Origin of the sequence: Ornithinimicrobium pulveris (assembly GCF_050261105.1) — a bacterium.
In the GTDB taxonomy this organism is placed as follows: Bacteria; Actinomycetota; Actinomycetes; order Actinomycetales; family Dermatophilaceae; genus Ornithinicoccus.
In genome coordinates this window covers 1,939,006-1,953,393 of record NZ_CP189837.1, presented here as the reverse complement: position 1 = coordinate 1,953,393, position 14,388 = coordinate 1,939,006, and the positions used below count along the sequence as shown (strand labels likewise).

11 protein-coding genes are annotated in these 14,388 nt (G+C 70.1%); 7 read left to right on the top strand and 4 right to left on the bottom strand.

Translation table 11 applies throughout. From position 1 onward, the window contains the following. The first annotated feature begins 21 nt into the window (after positions 1-21). The 3 genes from ACQBAT_RS09045 to ACQBAT_RS09035 all read left to right on the top strand — a co-directional run bounded on the left by ACQBAT_RS09045 (position 22) and on the right by ACQBAT_RS09035 (position 4,042). Positions 22-489, top strand: a complete 468-nt coding sequence (locus ACQBAT_RS09045; RefSeq protein ID WP_420747584.1) for a hypothetical protein — start codon at positions 22-24, stop codon at positions 487-489. Positions 490-709: 220 nt separating this feature from the next. Then, positions 710-2,536 carry an aspartate--tRNA ligase gene (gene aspS, locus ACQBAT_RS09040; RefSeq protein ID WP_420747583.1) on the top strand — a complete coding sequence of 609 codons (1,827 nt, stop codon included), beginning with the start codon at positions 710-712 and terminating at the stop codon, positions 2,534-2,536. Positions 2,537-2,557: 21 nt separating this feature from the next. Next, complete coding sequence (locus ACQBAT_RS09035; protein ID WP_420747582.1) at positions 2,558-4,042, top strand: phytoene desaturase family protein; 1,485 nt, start codon at positions 2,558-2,560, stop codon at positions 4,040-4,042. Positions 4,043-4,070: 28 nt separating this feature from the next. On the opposite strand, the gene ACQBAT_RS09030 is transcribed toward ACQBAT_RS09035, so the two are convergent. From ACQBAT_RS09030 to ACQBAT_RS09015, 4 genes are all read right to left on the bottom strand, one after another. Continuing rightward, entirely contained in the window at positions 4,071-6,041 is a 1,971-nt protein-coding gene (locus tag ACQBAT_RS09030; RefSeq protein ID WP_420747581.1) for a hypothetical protein, read from the bottom strand. 102 nt (positions 6,042-6,143) lie between these two features. Next, a complete protein-coding gene (locus ACQBAT_RS09025; protein WP_420747580.1) occupies positions 6,144-7,043 on the bottom strand; it encodes a hypothetical protein in 900 nt (299 codons plus the stop codon). Further along, positions 7,040-7,489: a hypothetical protein gene (locus ACQBAT_RS09020; RefSeq protein WP_420747579.1), complete on the bottom strand. Its 450-nt coding sequence runs from the start codon at positions 7,487-7,489 to the stop codon at positions 7,040-7,042. Before ACQBAT_RS09020 ends, ACQBAT_RS09025 begins: the two co-directional genes overlap by 4 nt. 78 nt (positions 7,490-7,567) lie before the next feature. Next, the gene (locus ACQBAT_RS09015; RefSeq protein ID WP_420747578.1) at positions 7,568-8,335 is read right to left on the bottom strand and encodes a GNAT family N-acetyltransferase; all 768 of its coding nucleotides are present in this window, start codon (positions 8,333-8,335) and stop codon (positions 7,568-7,570) included. A gap of 18 nt (positions 8,336-8,353) precedes the next feature. Between ACQBAT_RS09015 and ACQBAT_RS09010 the strand changes: the two genes are divergently transcribed. From ACQBAT_RS09010 to mltG, 4 genes are all read left to right on the top strand, one after another. Beyond that, positions 8,354-9,745: a replication-associated recombination protein A gene (locus tag ACQBAT_RS09010; protein WP_420747577.1), complete on the top strand. Its 1,392-nt coding sequence runs from the start codon at positions 8,354-8,356 to the stop codon at positions 9,743-9,745. Positions 9,746-9,854: 109 nt separating this feature from the next. Further along, the gene (alaS, locus tag ACQBAT_RS09005; protein WP_420747576.1) at positions 9,855-12,545 is read left to right on the top strand and encodes an alanine--tRNA ligase; all 2,691 of its coding nucleotides are present in this window, start codon (positions 9,855-9,857) and stop codon (positions 12,543-12,545) included. 20 nt (positions 12,546-12,565) lie between these two features. Beyond that, on the top strand, positions 12,566-13,072 hold the full coding sequence (gene ruvX / locus ACQBAT_RS09000; RefSeq protein ID WP_420747575.1) for a Holliday junction resolvase RuvX: 507 nt from the start codon (positions 12,566-12,568) through the stop codon (positions 13,070-13,072). Between the two features lie 40 nt (positions 13,073-13,112). Further along, entirely contained in the window at positions 13,113-14,381 is a 1,269-nt protein-coding gene (gene mltG, locus ACQBAT_RS08995; RefSeq protein ID WP_420747574.1) for an endolytic transglycosylase MltG, read from the top strand. Positions 14,382-14,388 lie beyond the last annotated feature (7 nt).

Here is a 14,388-nt window from a genome sequence, read left to right as displayed (position 1 = left end):
CCGTGGTCCCAGGATCTCGAGGTGTCTGCGCCGAGCGAGGGGACGGTGGTCTGGAGCACGGCGCGGTCGTCCTGGCGGGAGGCGCTGGGGTCCGAGCCGACGCTGGCCGACCTGCCCGCTGCGGAAGGCTTGGGTGCGTGTCTGGCCGAGGCGGACGCGTCCTACTTCGTGGTCGCGCCCGATGGTTTGTCTCTTCCGCAGCTGACCACCGTTGTCGGGGTTCCGGCGAATGGCTATGCCCTTGGCGCCAGCGTGCAGAGCGCCTCGGAGGCTACTGCGTGGTGGTGCGTGTCGGTGCCGGGCCTGGCCGAAGCGGTCGCCGGCCGTGCCGCGCCGCAGTCCGTGCACGATGAGCGGGTGCGGACCGGGCAGCCCGAGGTGGTGGATGAGAACACGGTCCGCGTCCGGCTGAGCGTGCCCGAGGATGACCCCAACGGTCCGCTCTCGATCCTGCTGGGAGCGCCCGAGGCGATCGCCCCCGGCTACTGACGGCGTTCTGCCCCTCGGACACGGCATACACTGGTCCTCGTGCCGGGGCGGAGTGACGACCCGCGAGAACCCCGGCACCGCGCGTGCGGCGGACCGACGAGAGGCTGAGGTTCCCTCGGCGAAGGTGTGGTGGCACCGCGACCTGGCCCCCGCCCACACCTGCAAGGGCTGTCCGGTGGACAGCCCGTCCTCCGGACCGTGACCCGAGAGGAGAGATCTCATGCTTCGCACCCACGAGGCTGGCACCCTGCGCGCCGGCGACGTCGGGACCACCGTGACCCTGACCGGATGGGTCGGACGCCGCCGTGACCACGGCGGTGTGGCCTTCATCGACCTGCGCGATGCCAGCGGCACAGTCCAGGTCGTGGCCCGCGATGAGGTGCTGACCGGGACCGCCCACGACCTGCGCAGCGAGTTCTGCGTCAAGGTCGTCGGTGAGGTCACCGCGCGCGCCGAGAAGGACGTCAACCCCGACCTGCCGACCGGCGCGGTCGACGTCGTCGCGCACGAGATCGAGGTGCTCTCGGAGTCCGCTCCGCTGCCCTTCCAGATCGACGAGCGGGTCACGGTGGGCGAGGAGGCGCGGCTGCGCCACCGCTACCTGGACCTGAGGCGGCCGGGCGCGAGTGCGGCGGGACAGAACCTGCGGCTGCGGTCCAAGGTCAACGCCGCGGCGCGAAACCTGTTGGCGGACAAGGACTTTGTTGAGATCGAGACCCCGACGCTGACGCGATCCACCCCGGAGGGAGCCCGGGACTTCCTGGTGCCGGCGCGGCTGCAGCCGGGCAGTTGGTACGCCCTCCCGCAGAGCCCGCAGCTGTTCAAGCAGTTGCTCATGGTGGCCGGGATGGAGCGGTACTACCAGATCGCGCGCTGCTATCGCGACGAGGACTTCCGCGCCGACCGCCAGCCGGAGTTCACCCAGCTGGACATCGAGATGAGTTTTGTCGAGCAGGAGGACGTCCTCGAGCTCGGTGAGGCGATCGCCAAGGCGGTCTGGGGCGTCATCGGCGTGGACCTGCCGACCCCCTTCCCGCGGATGACCTACGCCGAGTCGATGGCGCGCTACGGCACCGATAAGCCGGACCTGCGCTTCGAGCTCGAGCTGACCGACTGCACCGAGTTCTTCGCCCAGACCCCCTTCCGGGTCTTCCAGGCGGAGTACGTCGGCGCCGTCGTCATGCCCGGCGGCGGCTCCCAGCCGCGGCGCCAGTTCGACGCGTGGCAGGAGTGGGCCAAACAGCGCGGCGCCAAGGGGCTGGCCTATGTCACCGTGGGCGAGGACGGCGAGCTGGGTGGCCCGGTGGCCAAGAACATCTCCGAGGAGGAGCGGGCCGGGCTGGCCGCGCACACCGGTGCCGAGCCGGGCGACGCGATCTTCTTCGCGGCCGGACCGACCAAGGCGTCGCGGGCGCTGCTCGGTGCGGCGCGCCTGGAGATCGGCAAGCGCTGCGAGCTGATCGATGAGTCCGCGTGGAGCTTCCTGTGGGTCATCGACGCGCCGCTCTTCGAGCCGGCCGGGGACGCCGTGGCTGCCGGTGACGTGGCCGTCGGGTCGGGTGCGTGGACTGCGGTCCACCACGCCTTTACCTCGCCCAAGGCGGAGTTCCTGGACTCCCTGGAGTCCGACCCGGGCGCGGCGCTGGCCTATGCCTACGACATGGTCTGCAATGGCAACGAGATCGGTGGTGGCTCGATCCGTATCCACCGCCGCGACATCCAGGAGCGTGTCTTCGCGATCATGGGCCTGTCGGCGGAGGAGGCTCAGGAGAAGTTCGGGTTCCTGCTCGAGGCCTTCAAGTACGGCGCGCCGCCCCACGGCGGCATCGCCTTCGGCTGGGACCGGATCGTGGCGCTGCTGGCCGGCACCGACTCGATCCGCGACGTCATCGCCTTCCCGAAGACCGGTGGTGGCTTCGACCCGCTGACCGAGGCGCCTGCTCCGATCACCCCGCAGCAACGCAAGGAGGCCGGCATCGACAGCAAGCCCGCCAAGGACGCTCCGGCGCCGCAGGGTGCGCAGGAGGTCAGCCCCGCGCAGAGCTGAGGCTCGTGACAGAGTGATCCCATGACGACCACGTCCGCCGCCGCTCGGCGCGACGTGGTCGTTGTGGGTTCGGGACCCAATGGGCTGGCCGCGGCGGTCACGCTGGCTCGTGCCGGGTTGTCGGTCACGGTGCTTGAGGGGCAGTCGACGCCGGGCGGGGGCGCTCGCACCCTGCCCCTGGTCGGCGGGTCGGTGACGGGCGCGGAGGGCCTGCTGCGCGATGTGTGCGCTGCGGTGCCGGCGGCCGCGCCCACCTCTCCATTCTTCGCCGAGTTCGACCTGCGGGCCCGCGGGGTCGAGTTGATCGTGCCCGAGCTCTCCTACGCCCAGCCGCTGGATGATGGCGCCGCCGGGCTGGCCTGGCGCGATGTTGAGCGCACCGCCGAGGGGCTGGGCGCCGACGCGCGACGGTGGCGCACCCTGGTGGGGGCCCTCGCTGCCGAAGCGGAGGGAGTGGCTCGGATCGCCCTGTCCGACAAGCGCTCCCTTCCTCCCGAGGCGGTCACCACCCGCGCCGGTATGGCGTTTGCCCAGGCCGTGGCTGTGCTCGGCTCGCGCCTGGGGGACCGGTACTGGCGTACGGAGACTGCGCCCGCCCTGATCACCGGCGTCGCAGCCCACGCGATCACCCCGGTGCCCTCTCTCGCGGCAGCCGGCACCGCGGCATACCTGGGGGCACTGGCGCACTCCCGGGACGGGTGGCCGCTGGTGCGGGGCGGGATCGGGGAGATCACGCGGGTGTTGGTCGAAGACCTCCTCGCCCACGGTGGGGAACTGGTGCTGGACCATCCGGTGCGATCGCGTGCCGACCTGCCGCCGGCGCGGACGTATGTGCTGGACCTGCACGTGCGGGCTGCCGCGACGCTCTTCGCCGAGCCCTGGGCCGACCGGTTGAGCCGACTGCCGTTGGGGGACGGGGTGTGCAAGATCGACTACGTGCTGTCCGGTCCGGTGCCGTGGGCGAACCCGGCCGTCGGGGGTGCGGGGACGGTGCACGTGTGTGGAACGGTCGAGGACATGCGGCGCGCGGAGTCGCTGGTGGCGGAGGGTCGGCATGCCGAGCGGCCGATGGTGCTGGTGAGCGACCCTGCCGCGCATGACACCTCGCGGCTCGGCGCGCGTGGGTTGCGGCCTTTGTGGACGTACGCCCATGTGCCCGGCGGGTCGGATCGCGATGTGAGGGCGGAGGTAGATGCCCAGGTGGAGCGCTTCGCTCCTGGGTTCCGGGACCTCGTGGTGGACGCGGTCGTGACGCCGGCCTCGCGAATGTCGACGCACAACGCCTCGTATCCCGGGGGCGACATCTCCGGTGGTCTGATCTCGCTGTGGCGGATGGTGGCGCGGCCCACGCTGAGCTGGGACCCTTATCGGGTTGCGCGGGATGTGTGGCTCTGCTCGGCCTCGACGCCGCCGGGTCCTGGGGTGCACGGGATGAGTGGACTGCATGCGGCGAGGCGGGTTTTGCGGTCGCTCGGGGTCCGGCAGCTGCCCTCGCTCTCCCCGTGAAGTCTCGTCCCGTGAGGTCGTGCCGGCATCATGCGGCATCCGCTCGGCCTTGGTCTGGGTCCTGCTTCAGAGCCCAGTCCTTGATCAGCGCCTCTGGTGAAGGGGTGGCGAAGCGGGGTCCCATGCGGACCTCGCCGTCGGGGGTGATGTGCCCAACGGTGATGCCGCTGGCTGGGTCTGGACGGTCCTTCTGCACCGAGTGGTGTGCGTAGATGGCATAGATCAGCTGTGCCGCCCGGTCCCGCGTCTCGGCGAGGTCCTCGGAACTGATGGCGCGGGCGTACTGCGAGTAGTCGTGCACCCTCGTGGTGCGGACCTGCCCCAGGAGGGTGGTAAAGGTGACATCGCGTGCGGCGTTGATCGCAGCGGCCAGGTTCCCTGCGGTCTTCCGGTGGTGTGGTGGCAGGTTGAGCAACTGGAGATTGTGCTCGCCAGTCTCACCGCTACCCCAACCGAAGGGGGTCACGTGGTCGATCTCGCACTGGGACGCCGGAGCTCTGCTGCCCGGATAGCGGGAGTAGAGGTCAGCGGCCCGGACTTGCAGACGCATGGCGGCATCGGGGCGGTAGGACGGGATCGAGCGTTCTTTCAGTCGCCCGTCCGCCGGATCGGTGAGCAGGCGGTGCAAGATGGTCCCCGGGGTGAGCGCGAGCTCGCGGGCGAGACCGCCGCTGATGAACGCAGCGTTGGCCCCGATGATCTCGCCGACCTTGCCGCGGACAGTGCGGTCGTGGCCCGGTGGGGGACTGTTGTGTGAGGGGCGGGGCAGGGGACTGGTGGCCGTGGCTCGAGACCGCGGTGGGGCTTCCTGAGAGCCAGGCTCGGGAGGTGGATCGGAGGTCGTCTTGTCGGGTGCGTCGTGAGCAGAGCTGTCCTGTAGATCGGGAGGAGTCCCTGCGGATGGATCGGGAGCAGAGTTGTCCTGTGGATCGGGAGCCGTTCCCTCGGGTGGGGGTGTGGATCCGATGGGGCCGGAGCAGGCCATGCACACCGGAAAGCCTAGGCCGAGCGCGTCATGCGGGACGATCACCTGGAGGGCGACTGGTGGAGCGGCGTTGATGATCCGTGCCAGCAGGTCTGCGTCGTCCGGGGCGATGACCGGGTCGAAGAGACCGGGGCTGTCGGAGCCGTTGCTGTCAGAACCGTTGTTGTCGCTGGTGCCCTCGGTCAGGCTCTCGTCATTTGTGCCTTCGGCGTCCCTGAACGCCTCCAATTCGCCGATCGTGGCGTAGGTCAGGATCGTCAGCGCGATGTCGGCCCTGGCCTGAGGACGGGTGCGTTGGTCCCTGGTGGTCTTGAGCGTCTTGGTCGCGAGATCGATGCGCTGACCGGCGCTGAGGACGAATGGGGCGGGTCCTCGGATCGTCATCGTGGCCGTGCCGTCGTCATTGACCCGGGTCCTGGTGTAGCGATCGTTATAGGCGCGGAGCCGACGCTTGCGCTCGCTGTCGACATCGCTGGCGCGACAGGCGGTGACCTCCCGATCGAGGGCGGCCTCGTGATCGGCGTAGGACCACGGGTGGCCGTGGAACTCGCCGTCGGCGCCGAGGCGCTCGCGGGCGGCGGCCACCGGATCCGGGCCGTAGAGAGCGTGCGCGACGAGCAGACGCTGCTCGAAGGTCAGTGACGCGGTCGCGTTCCAGAACGTCATGACCTGAGTCAGCGCGGCCTCGCCGCGCAGCATCGCCCGGACGAGAAGCACCCTGAGCTCCTCACCCGTGGTCGCGATCGAGACCAGCGTGCGGGCGTCGTAGGTGCGCTCACCTGGGCCGCACTCCAGCTCGCCGACCAGGGCCGAGCGTGCCTCGGAGTGGAGTCGTGCGCAGGCGGTGGCGGACAGCTCGACACCGATCTTGTCGTGTGCCTCAAGCACCCGGTCGAGGGTCTCGTCGTAGGCGCAACCAAGTGAGGTGATCAGCTCGGCTTCGGCCTGGCGGATAGCGCCATACCCTTCGAGCACCGCCACCATCGTCGGGTGGATAGCCTCCGGTCGTTCCATCGTCGCTGCCTCCCCTCGGCAGGTCCCCATCCACGCGACCCCTGATCGCCTGGCGTCGACCGAAACTCGCTCCTGAGCTTCTCGTGATCGACTATGTCGATATTAGCACACCTGTACGACAGGCCTTCGTCTTTTCCACAGGGCGTGTCCTGACCCTGATCCGAGCCAGCGCTCCCATGGCAGGAAGGCCGACCAACAGATGACCGTTGGCAGGAAGTGGATCCCGAGCAGCACGAAGGTGCTCAGGTGGAAGCCCACGAAGAAGAGCACGACGAGCCAGCGCCAACGTTCCCGGACGAGGAACACGAGCGGCGCGGCGAGCTCCAGCGCCAGAGCTCCCCACTGGCTCGCCCGCACCAGCAGAGCCTGTTCTACGAGGAGCTCGTTGATCGGGTTCGGACGCCGCAGGAACGCCCACACCAGCGTCCCGGAGTTGGCCCACCGCATCAGGTTCCAGTCGTTGAGGACCGCTTTGGCCAGCACGGATCCGACATAGGTGAGCACGGCGAACACCTGCACCATGCGCAGCGCCCATCCGGCGGCGGGGCTGGGGAGGTGGGTGTCGGCATACCGGGACGTGCCGGCCGTTGGCAGGAGAAGGACGGCGACGATGATCGCCATGTGGTCGTGGGCGACATACCCAAAACTCATGCCCCACAGGCACCAGATCAGATAACTCACGCCGAGCAGGAGACCGCCCGCGTGCTGCACCCAGGCCGGCGTCCGCGTGCGCCCACCCAGGACCAGCCCGGCCAGGCCGAGCAGGATCCCGAGGAGGACCAGGTATGCCGTGACCTGGCTCGGTGCGGGCAGCTGCAGCAGGCGGGCGAGGGCGACCGGCGTGTAGAACTCGGGCGTGCCCGCACGGTGGCGAGGCGCGTTGAGCAGAAAGAGGGCGTCGACGGCGGCGACGGTGCCGATGAGGACCCGCACCCAGGCGACCCGGGCCCGCGGCACCTGTGGGAACCACCACCCCGCTGCCCGCTCCAGCACCGACTTCATGGCAGCCGCTCCCAGCGCAGAACCACACGTTGCTCGGGCGGCCCGACGCGGGCGCCGCCGCGGAGGGTGTCGACGCGCTGGCGCACCTCGAGGGCGCGCAGGCGGATGCCCGGGTGGTTGCGTTCGTAGGTGGCAGCCACCGCGGCGAGCGGCTCTGGGTCCTCGAGCAGACCGGGCAGCGCGACCTCCAGCTCGACGCGGGTGAGCCCGGCGGAGGGGGCGCGCAGCGGGATCTGGACCTCCTGGCCGTGCGAGTCCTCGCCGACCAGATAGGTGTTGATGACCTGGCCGTCGGGATCGCGGGCGACGGCGTACTGGCCGAGCATCCCCAGGGGGAACCAGTCGTCGTGGCGGCCGAGCTGAGCGGTGAGCAGGATGCCGAGAAGAGTCGCGGACACGACGAGGCGCACCACGATCCCCGCCCTGCTCAGGGCACCCCGCTGCATGGGCGAACAGTAGCCGCCGGTGGTGACAATGTGGTGGAGACGCGGGAGCGAGGCCGCCAGGACTTAGGTCCTCAGGAGTTAGCTCGCGAGGCGGCGGGAGTGCCAGGCACGGGCGGTCCGATAACCCAAGGCGCGATAGACCCGCCGGGCGACGTCGTTGTCGCTGAACATGCCGAGCGTGCTGACGCCGTGTTCCTCGATCGCCCACCGGGTCAGCCCGCGGGAGACCAGCGTGCCCCAGCCGTGGCCGCGTTGCGGGACCGCGGTGACGATCCCGGCGAGGTGCGGCACTCCGGCAGCGGTGAGCTCCGAGCCCCCGATGGCGAGCAGTTCTCCGCTCGTGGCGCGCAGGCCCAGCCAGCGGACCACCCGACCGCTGCCGATCTCGGTCCACACGCGCGGGTTGTGGGCCGCGGTGAAGGTCTGCAGCTCCTCGGCGTCCCGGGTGTCGTCGAGGACGACGAGCTGGCTCTCGCGGGGATCGGGGTCGGGGGTGCTCGTGGTCCACATCCAGTCCCACTCACCGCCGTCCCCGAGGTCGAGCACCTCGTGCGCGGGGCCGGCGTGCTCCTGGGGCACCGAGACGGCTATCACATCCATTCCGGGCAGGAGCCGGTCGCGCAGCTGGATCAACGCGGAGGTGAGGCGCTCGCGCTCGGTGGGTTGCGGCATACCGGACGGGAGCGGAGCGACCCAGAAGCCGGGGCGCGGGCCGTGCCGCTGGACCAGCGCGACGTCCTCGTGCACCCAGACCTCGCCGGGGAGGGCAGGGTCCAGCGCCCAGCGCACCCAGGGGTCGCCACCGGAGAGGTCGAGCAGCTCGCGGTGGGAGGTCAGTCGGTGCACCGGGTTAGCCTGCCATCTGTGTCCGATCTCTTCTCGTCCGCCTCGACCGAGGCCGGCCCGGGCGACTCCGCGGGCGACGCGACCGGTGACCTGCGGCCGCCGCTGGCCGTCCGCATGCGCCCGCGCTCGCTGGACGAGGTGGCCGGCCAGCGCGAGGCTCTGCGCCAGGGCTCGCCCCTGCGGCGCCTGATCGAGGGTCAAGGTGGGGCGGCGGGGCCGCTCTCGGCGATTCTCTGGGGGCCTCCCGGGACCGGCAAGACCACCCTCGCGCACCTCGTCGCGACCGCCACCGACCGCTCCTTCGTCGAGCTGTCGGCGGTGACGGCCGGGGTCAAGGACGTCCGTGCGGTGATGGATCAGGCGGCGCGAGACCGCTCGCTCTACGGCCGACAGACGGTGCTCTTCCTCGACGAGATCCACCGGTTCACCAAGGCCCAGCAGGACGCGCTCCTGCCAGGTGTGGAGAACCGCCTCGTGATCCTGGTCGCGGCGACGACGGAGAACCCGTCCTTCAGCATCATCGCCCCGCTGCTGTCCCGCTCAGTGCTCGTCGCCCTCACCTCGCTCGAGGACGCCGATGTCCGCGATCTCGTGGAACGGGCGCTCGCCGATGAGCGGGGGTTGGCGGGGGAGTTTACCCTGGCAAAGGACGGGATGGACCATGTCGTCCGGATGGCAGGAGGCGACGCCCGCCGGGCGCTGACCACCCTGGAGGCGGCGGCCGGGGTCGCTGCCGACGACCGAGCGGCCGGCACCGAGGGCGAGACTGCGCCAATCACTCTGGCGCACGTCGAGCAGGCGGTGGCGCACGCGGCCGTGCGCTACGACCGGGCTGGCGACCAGCACTACGACGTGGCCAGCGCCTTCATCAAGTCGATGCGGGGCTCCGACGTCGACGCCGCCCTGCACTATCTGGCCCGCCAGCTGGAGGCGGGGGAGGACCCTCGTTTCATCGCGCGCCGGATCGTGATCGCGGCCTCGGAGGAGGTCGGGATGGCGGACCCGACGGCGCTGCAGACGGCAGTCGCCGCGTTGCACGCCGTGGCGCAGATTGGGATGCCCGAGGCGAGGTTGATCTTGGGCCAGGCCGTCGTGCACATCGCGCTGGCGCCGAAGTCCAATGCGGCCTACTCGGCCATCAACGCGGCCATCGCCGACGTGCGGGCGGGCAAGGGTGGGGCGGTGCCACCCCACCTACGCGGTTCGGGTTACGCCGGGGCAGAGCGGCTCGGCCACGGCAAGGGCTATCGCTACAGCCACGACGAGGACGCGGGTGTGGGCCGGCAGCAGTTCCTGCCCGATGACCTGATCGAGGCGGATGCCGACTACTACCACCCGACCGCCCGCGGCTTCGAGGAGCGGCTGGGTCCGCGCTGGAGCGAGCTGCGCCGGATCATCCGCGGGCGGTGACGACGCACGGGCCGGTTGATGCGGCGTCGGCGAGCGCAGGAACCCGCTCGGAACGATCGCCCGCACCGACTAGCATGGTCCGGTCCCGCACACCCTGGTGAAGGAAGTCATGGAAACCGCCGAGATCCGCCGTCGTTGGCTGTCGTTCTTCGAGAGCAAGGGCCACACGGTGGTGCCCAGCGCCCCCCTCGTCCACGACGACCCCAACCTGTTGTTCGTCAACGCCGGGATGGTGCCCTTCAAGCCCTACTTCCTAGGTCAGCAGAGCGCGCCCTGGGACCGCGCCACCAGCGTGCAGAAGTGCGTGCGCACCCTCGACATCGAGGAGGTCGGGAAGACCACGCGGCACGGCACCTTCTTCCAGATGAACGGCAACTTCTCCTTCGGCGACTACTTCAAGGAAGGTGCGATCTCCTACGCCTGGGAGTTGGTCACCGGCTCCCAGCAGGAGGGCTTCCTCGGCTTCGACCCCGAGTCGGTCTGGGTGACCGTCTTGGACGGTGACGATGAGGCCGCCGACCTCTGGCACCGCGTTGCCGGGCTGCCGCACGAGCGGATCCAGCGCCGAGGTCTGGCCGACAACTACTGGCACATGGGCGTCCCTGGCCCCGGGGGTCCGTGCAGCGAGATCTACATCGACCGTGGCCCCGAGCACGGGCCTGACGGGGGACCGGTCGTCGACGAGGACCGCTTCCTGGAGATCTGGAACCTGGTCTTCATGCAGGAGGATCTGTCCGAGGTCCGCACCAAGGTGGACTTCGACGTGGCCGGTGAGTTGCCGCGCAAGAACATCGACACCGGTATGGGCTTGGAGCGCGTTGCCTACCTGCTGCAGGGCGTGGACAACCTCTACGAGATCGATGAGGTGTACCCCGTCATCGAGCGTGCCGAGGACCTCTCCGGCCGCACCTACGGCGCGGACGCCGAGGACGACGTCCGCTTTCGGGTCGTCGCCGACCACGTGCGCTCCGGCCTGATGCTCATGGGTGATGGCGTCACCCCGGGCAACGAGGGCCGCGGCTATGTGCTGCGCCGCCTGCTCCGACGGGCGGTGCGCTCGATGCGGTTGCTGGGCGTGCAGGACGCCGCGCTTCCCGAGCTGCTCCCCGTGAGCAAGGACGTGATGAAGTCGTCCTATCCCGAGCTGGAGCGTGACTGGCCGCGGATCAGCGAGAGCGCCTACGGCGAGGAGGACGCCTTCCGCCGCACGCTGGCCAGCGGGACCACAATCCTGGACACCGCGGTCCAGCGGGCGCGCCAGGCCGGCTCCTCGACCCTCGGCGGCGCCGAGGCCTTCCAGTTGCACGACACCTACGGCTTCCCGATCGACCTCACCCTGGAGATGGCCTCCGAGCAGGGCCTGTCGGTGGACGAGGACGGCTTCCGCACCCTGATGAAGGAGCAGCGGGAACGGGCCAAGGCCGATGCCAAGGCGAAGAAGCACGGCCACGCCGGCAGCACGGCATACCGGGACGTGGCCGACCGGATCGGTCGGGCGACCGAATTCACCGGGTATGCCGAGATGGCGGGCGATTCCCAGGTCCTCGCCCTGCTCTCGGGCGGGGTGGAGACCGACCGGCTCGCGCTCACGCCCCAAGACGCAGAGCACGGCGCCGAGGTCGAGCTGGTGCTCGGGTCGACCCCCTTCTACGCCGAGGCGGGCGGTCAGTTGGCCGACCACGGCACCATCCGGTTGGCCAACGGCGCGCTGGTGCAGGTCACCGACGTGCAGAGGCCCATCCCCGGGCTGATCGTCCACCGCGGCCGGCTCCTCGAGGGCGAACTGGCCGTGGGCGAGACCGCGACCGCCAGCATCGACACGCTGCGTCGAGCCTCGGTATCCCGCGCGCACACCGCCACGCACCTGGTGCACAAGGTGCTGCGCGAGACCCTCGGTGACACGGCGACCCAGGCCGGCTCGGAGAACGCTCCCGGCCGACTACGTTTCGACTTCAAGGCCGGACGTGGGCTGTCGGCGGATGAGCTGGTGGCCGTCGAGGCGCGGATCAACGAGCGCCTGATGGACGACCTGGAGGTGTCCGCGGCCGAAATGCCCCTCGCGCAGGCGCGTGAGATGGGCGCGATGGCGCTCTTCGGTGAGCGCTACCCGGACGTGGTGCGGGTCGTCTCGGTGGGCGGCCCCTGGAGCCTGGAGCTCTGTGGTGGCACGCACGTGCTCAATTCCGCCCAGCTCTCCCTGGTCAAACTGATGGGGGAGTCCTCGATCGGCTCCGGCGTGCGCCGCGTCGAAGCTCTGGTGGGCGCGGACGCCTACAGCCACCTGGCCCGCGAGAACGTCATCGTCAACCAGCTGACCGACACCCTCAAGGTCCGCCCCGACGAGCTGCCCGACCGCATCGGCCAGCTGATGGCGCGCCTGAAGGACGCAGAGCGGGAGATCGCCAAGGCCAAGTCGCAGCAGGCGCTCGCTGGAGCGGCCGGCCTGGTCGAGCAGGCGCGCGACGTGGCTGGAGTTCGCTATCTCGGGCACGATCTGGGTGACGGCGCTGGCGCGGACGACCTGCGCACGCTGGTGACCGACCTGCGCGGTCGTCTCGGCAACGACGGCCCGGTCGTCGTCGCGCTCACCGGGACCTCAGGCGGCCGTCCCGTCGTGGTGGTCGCCACGAACGAGCCGGCGCGCGAGCGCGGCGTCAAGGCGGGTGACCTGGTCAAGGTCGCTGCGCAGACCCTCGGTGGTGGCGGCGGCGGCAAGCCGGACCTCGCCCAGGGTGGCGGCCAGGATCCGACCCGCACCGGCGACGCGCTGCGGGTGATCGAGGACGCGCTGCGCGCCTGAGGCGATCGGGCACCTGGGTGATGACGGAGCGTGAGCGCGAGCCTGTGTCTGAGGGCGAGGGCCAGGTGCAGCCCACCGGTGTCCTCATCGGGGTCGACGTCGGCGAGGTCCGCGTCGGGGTCGCGGCGAGCGATGCCCTGGGTCTGCTTTCCCATCCCGTCGTCACCCTGAAGCGGGACAAGAAGCGCCGCTCCGACGTCGAGGAACTCCTCGGAATCTGCGCCGAACGCGAGGCCGTCGGCGTCGTCGTGGGCCTGCCCAGGTCCCTTTCAGGGGCAGAAGGGTTGGCCGCGGAGCGCGCACGTCGGTACGCTGGTGTGTTGCAGCGGCGTCTGGAGGTGCCGGTGTGGTTGTGGGATGAACGTCTCACCACGGTGGACGCCCATCGATCCCTGCACAGTGCCGGGGTCAGCGGTCGACAGCAGCGTGGCGTCGTCGATCAGGCCGCAGCCGTGCTTATCCTCCAGGCAGCGCTTGATGCCCGACGTGCCGGTCGTCCCCCCGGCACACCCCTGGCGGGCAGCTAGACCCGGGTCCCCGTGCCCGGCCAGACGGTAAAGGATCCGGATGATTCAGCCTCCCTACGAGGAGTGGGATGAGCATGACGTGCGTGGTGTCGGCGCACGCCGCTCGACCCACTTCGATGACGACGTCCTCGGGCTGCGCGGAGTCTCCGAGCACGACGAGAGTCTGGCTGACGAAATGCTGGAGCCCGAGCCGGAGGAGGGGCAGTTCCGCCCCCGCCGCACCCGGCGGCGCAACCCGCTGCTGAAGGTGGTCGCCCTCCTGCTGGCCGCCGGTCTGGTGCTCACGGGTGGCTTCTACGCCTTCAGCTCCCTGCAGGGCCTGCTTCCGGACTTCTCCCTCGGCGGCGAGGACGCGGGTCCCACCGACTACGAGGGTGCGGGCTCTGGTGAGGTCATGGTCGAGATCCCGCCGGGAGCGGCCGGCGGACAGATCGCCGAGATCCTGGCCGGTGAGGACGTCATCGCCTCGACCGGTCCCTTCATGGCGCTGGTGCAGGCCGACCCGCGCGCCGCCGGCATTCAGCCGGGCACCTATCGGATGGCCAACCAGATGAGCTCGAGCTCAGCGCTCGCTCGGCTGCTGGATGGCAACTATCGCGAGATCAACGGGGTGACCGTCCGCGAGGGCCTCTGGGTCTCGGAAACCTTCGAGATCCTGGCGGAGGCGACCGGGCACGAGGTGTCCGAGTACGAGGACGTCGACCCGACCTCGCTCGACCTGCCCGAGGCGGCCGATGGTGACCTTGAGGGCTACCTGTTCCCCTCGACCTACGAGTTCTCCCCGGACGCCACGCCGCAGGAGCAGCTGCAGGCGATGGTCGACCTGGCCAAGCGCAAGGTGTCCGAGATCGGCGTGCCGGACGACGAGCTGCACGACGTGATGACCAAGGCCAGCATCATCCAGGGCGAGGGGATGTTCGCCGAGGACCTGCCCAAGATCGGTCGGGTCATCGAGAACCGGCTCGAGGGCAACTCCGAGACCGGCGGGCGTTTGGAGATGGACTCCACGATCCACTTCATCGCCCAGGAGCGCGGACGCGCAGGCACCAGCACCGCGCAGCGCGAGGTCGACGATCCCTACAACACCTATCGCAACCAGGGCCTGCCGCCGGGGCCGATCAACAGCCCCGGTGAGGCCGCGATCCGGGCCGCGCTGCACCCGGAGGAGGGTGACTGGGTCTTCTTCGTCACCACCAACCCGCACACTGGCGAGACGAAGTTCGCCGCCACCTATGCCGAGCACCAGGAGAACGTCCAGGAGTTCCTCCAGTGGTGCGAAGAGAACACCGACGACACCGGGCAGTGCTGATCGGGCA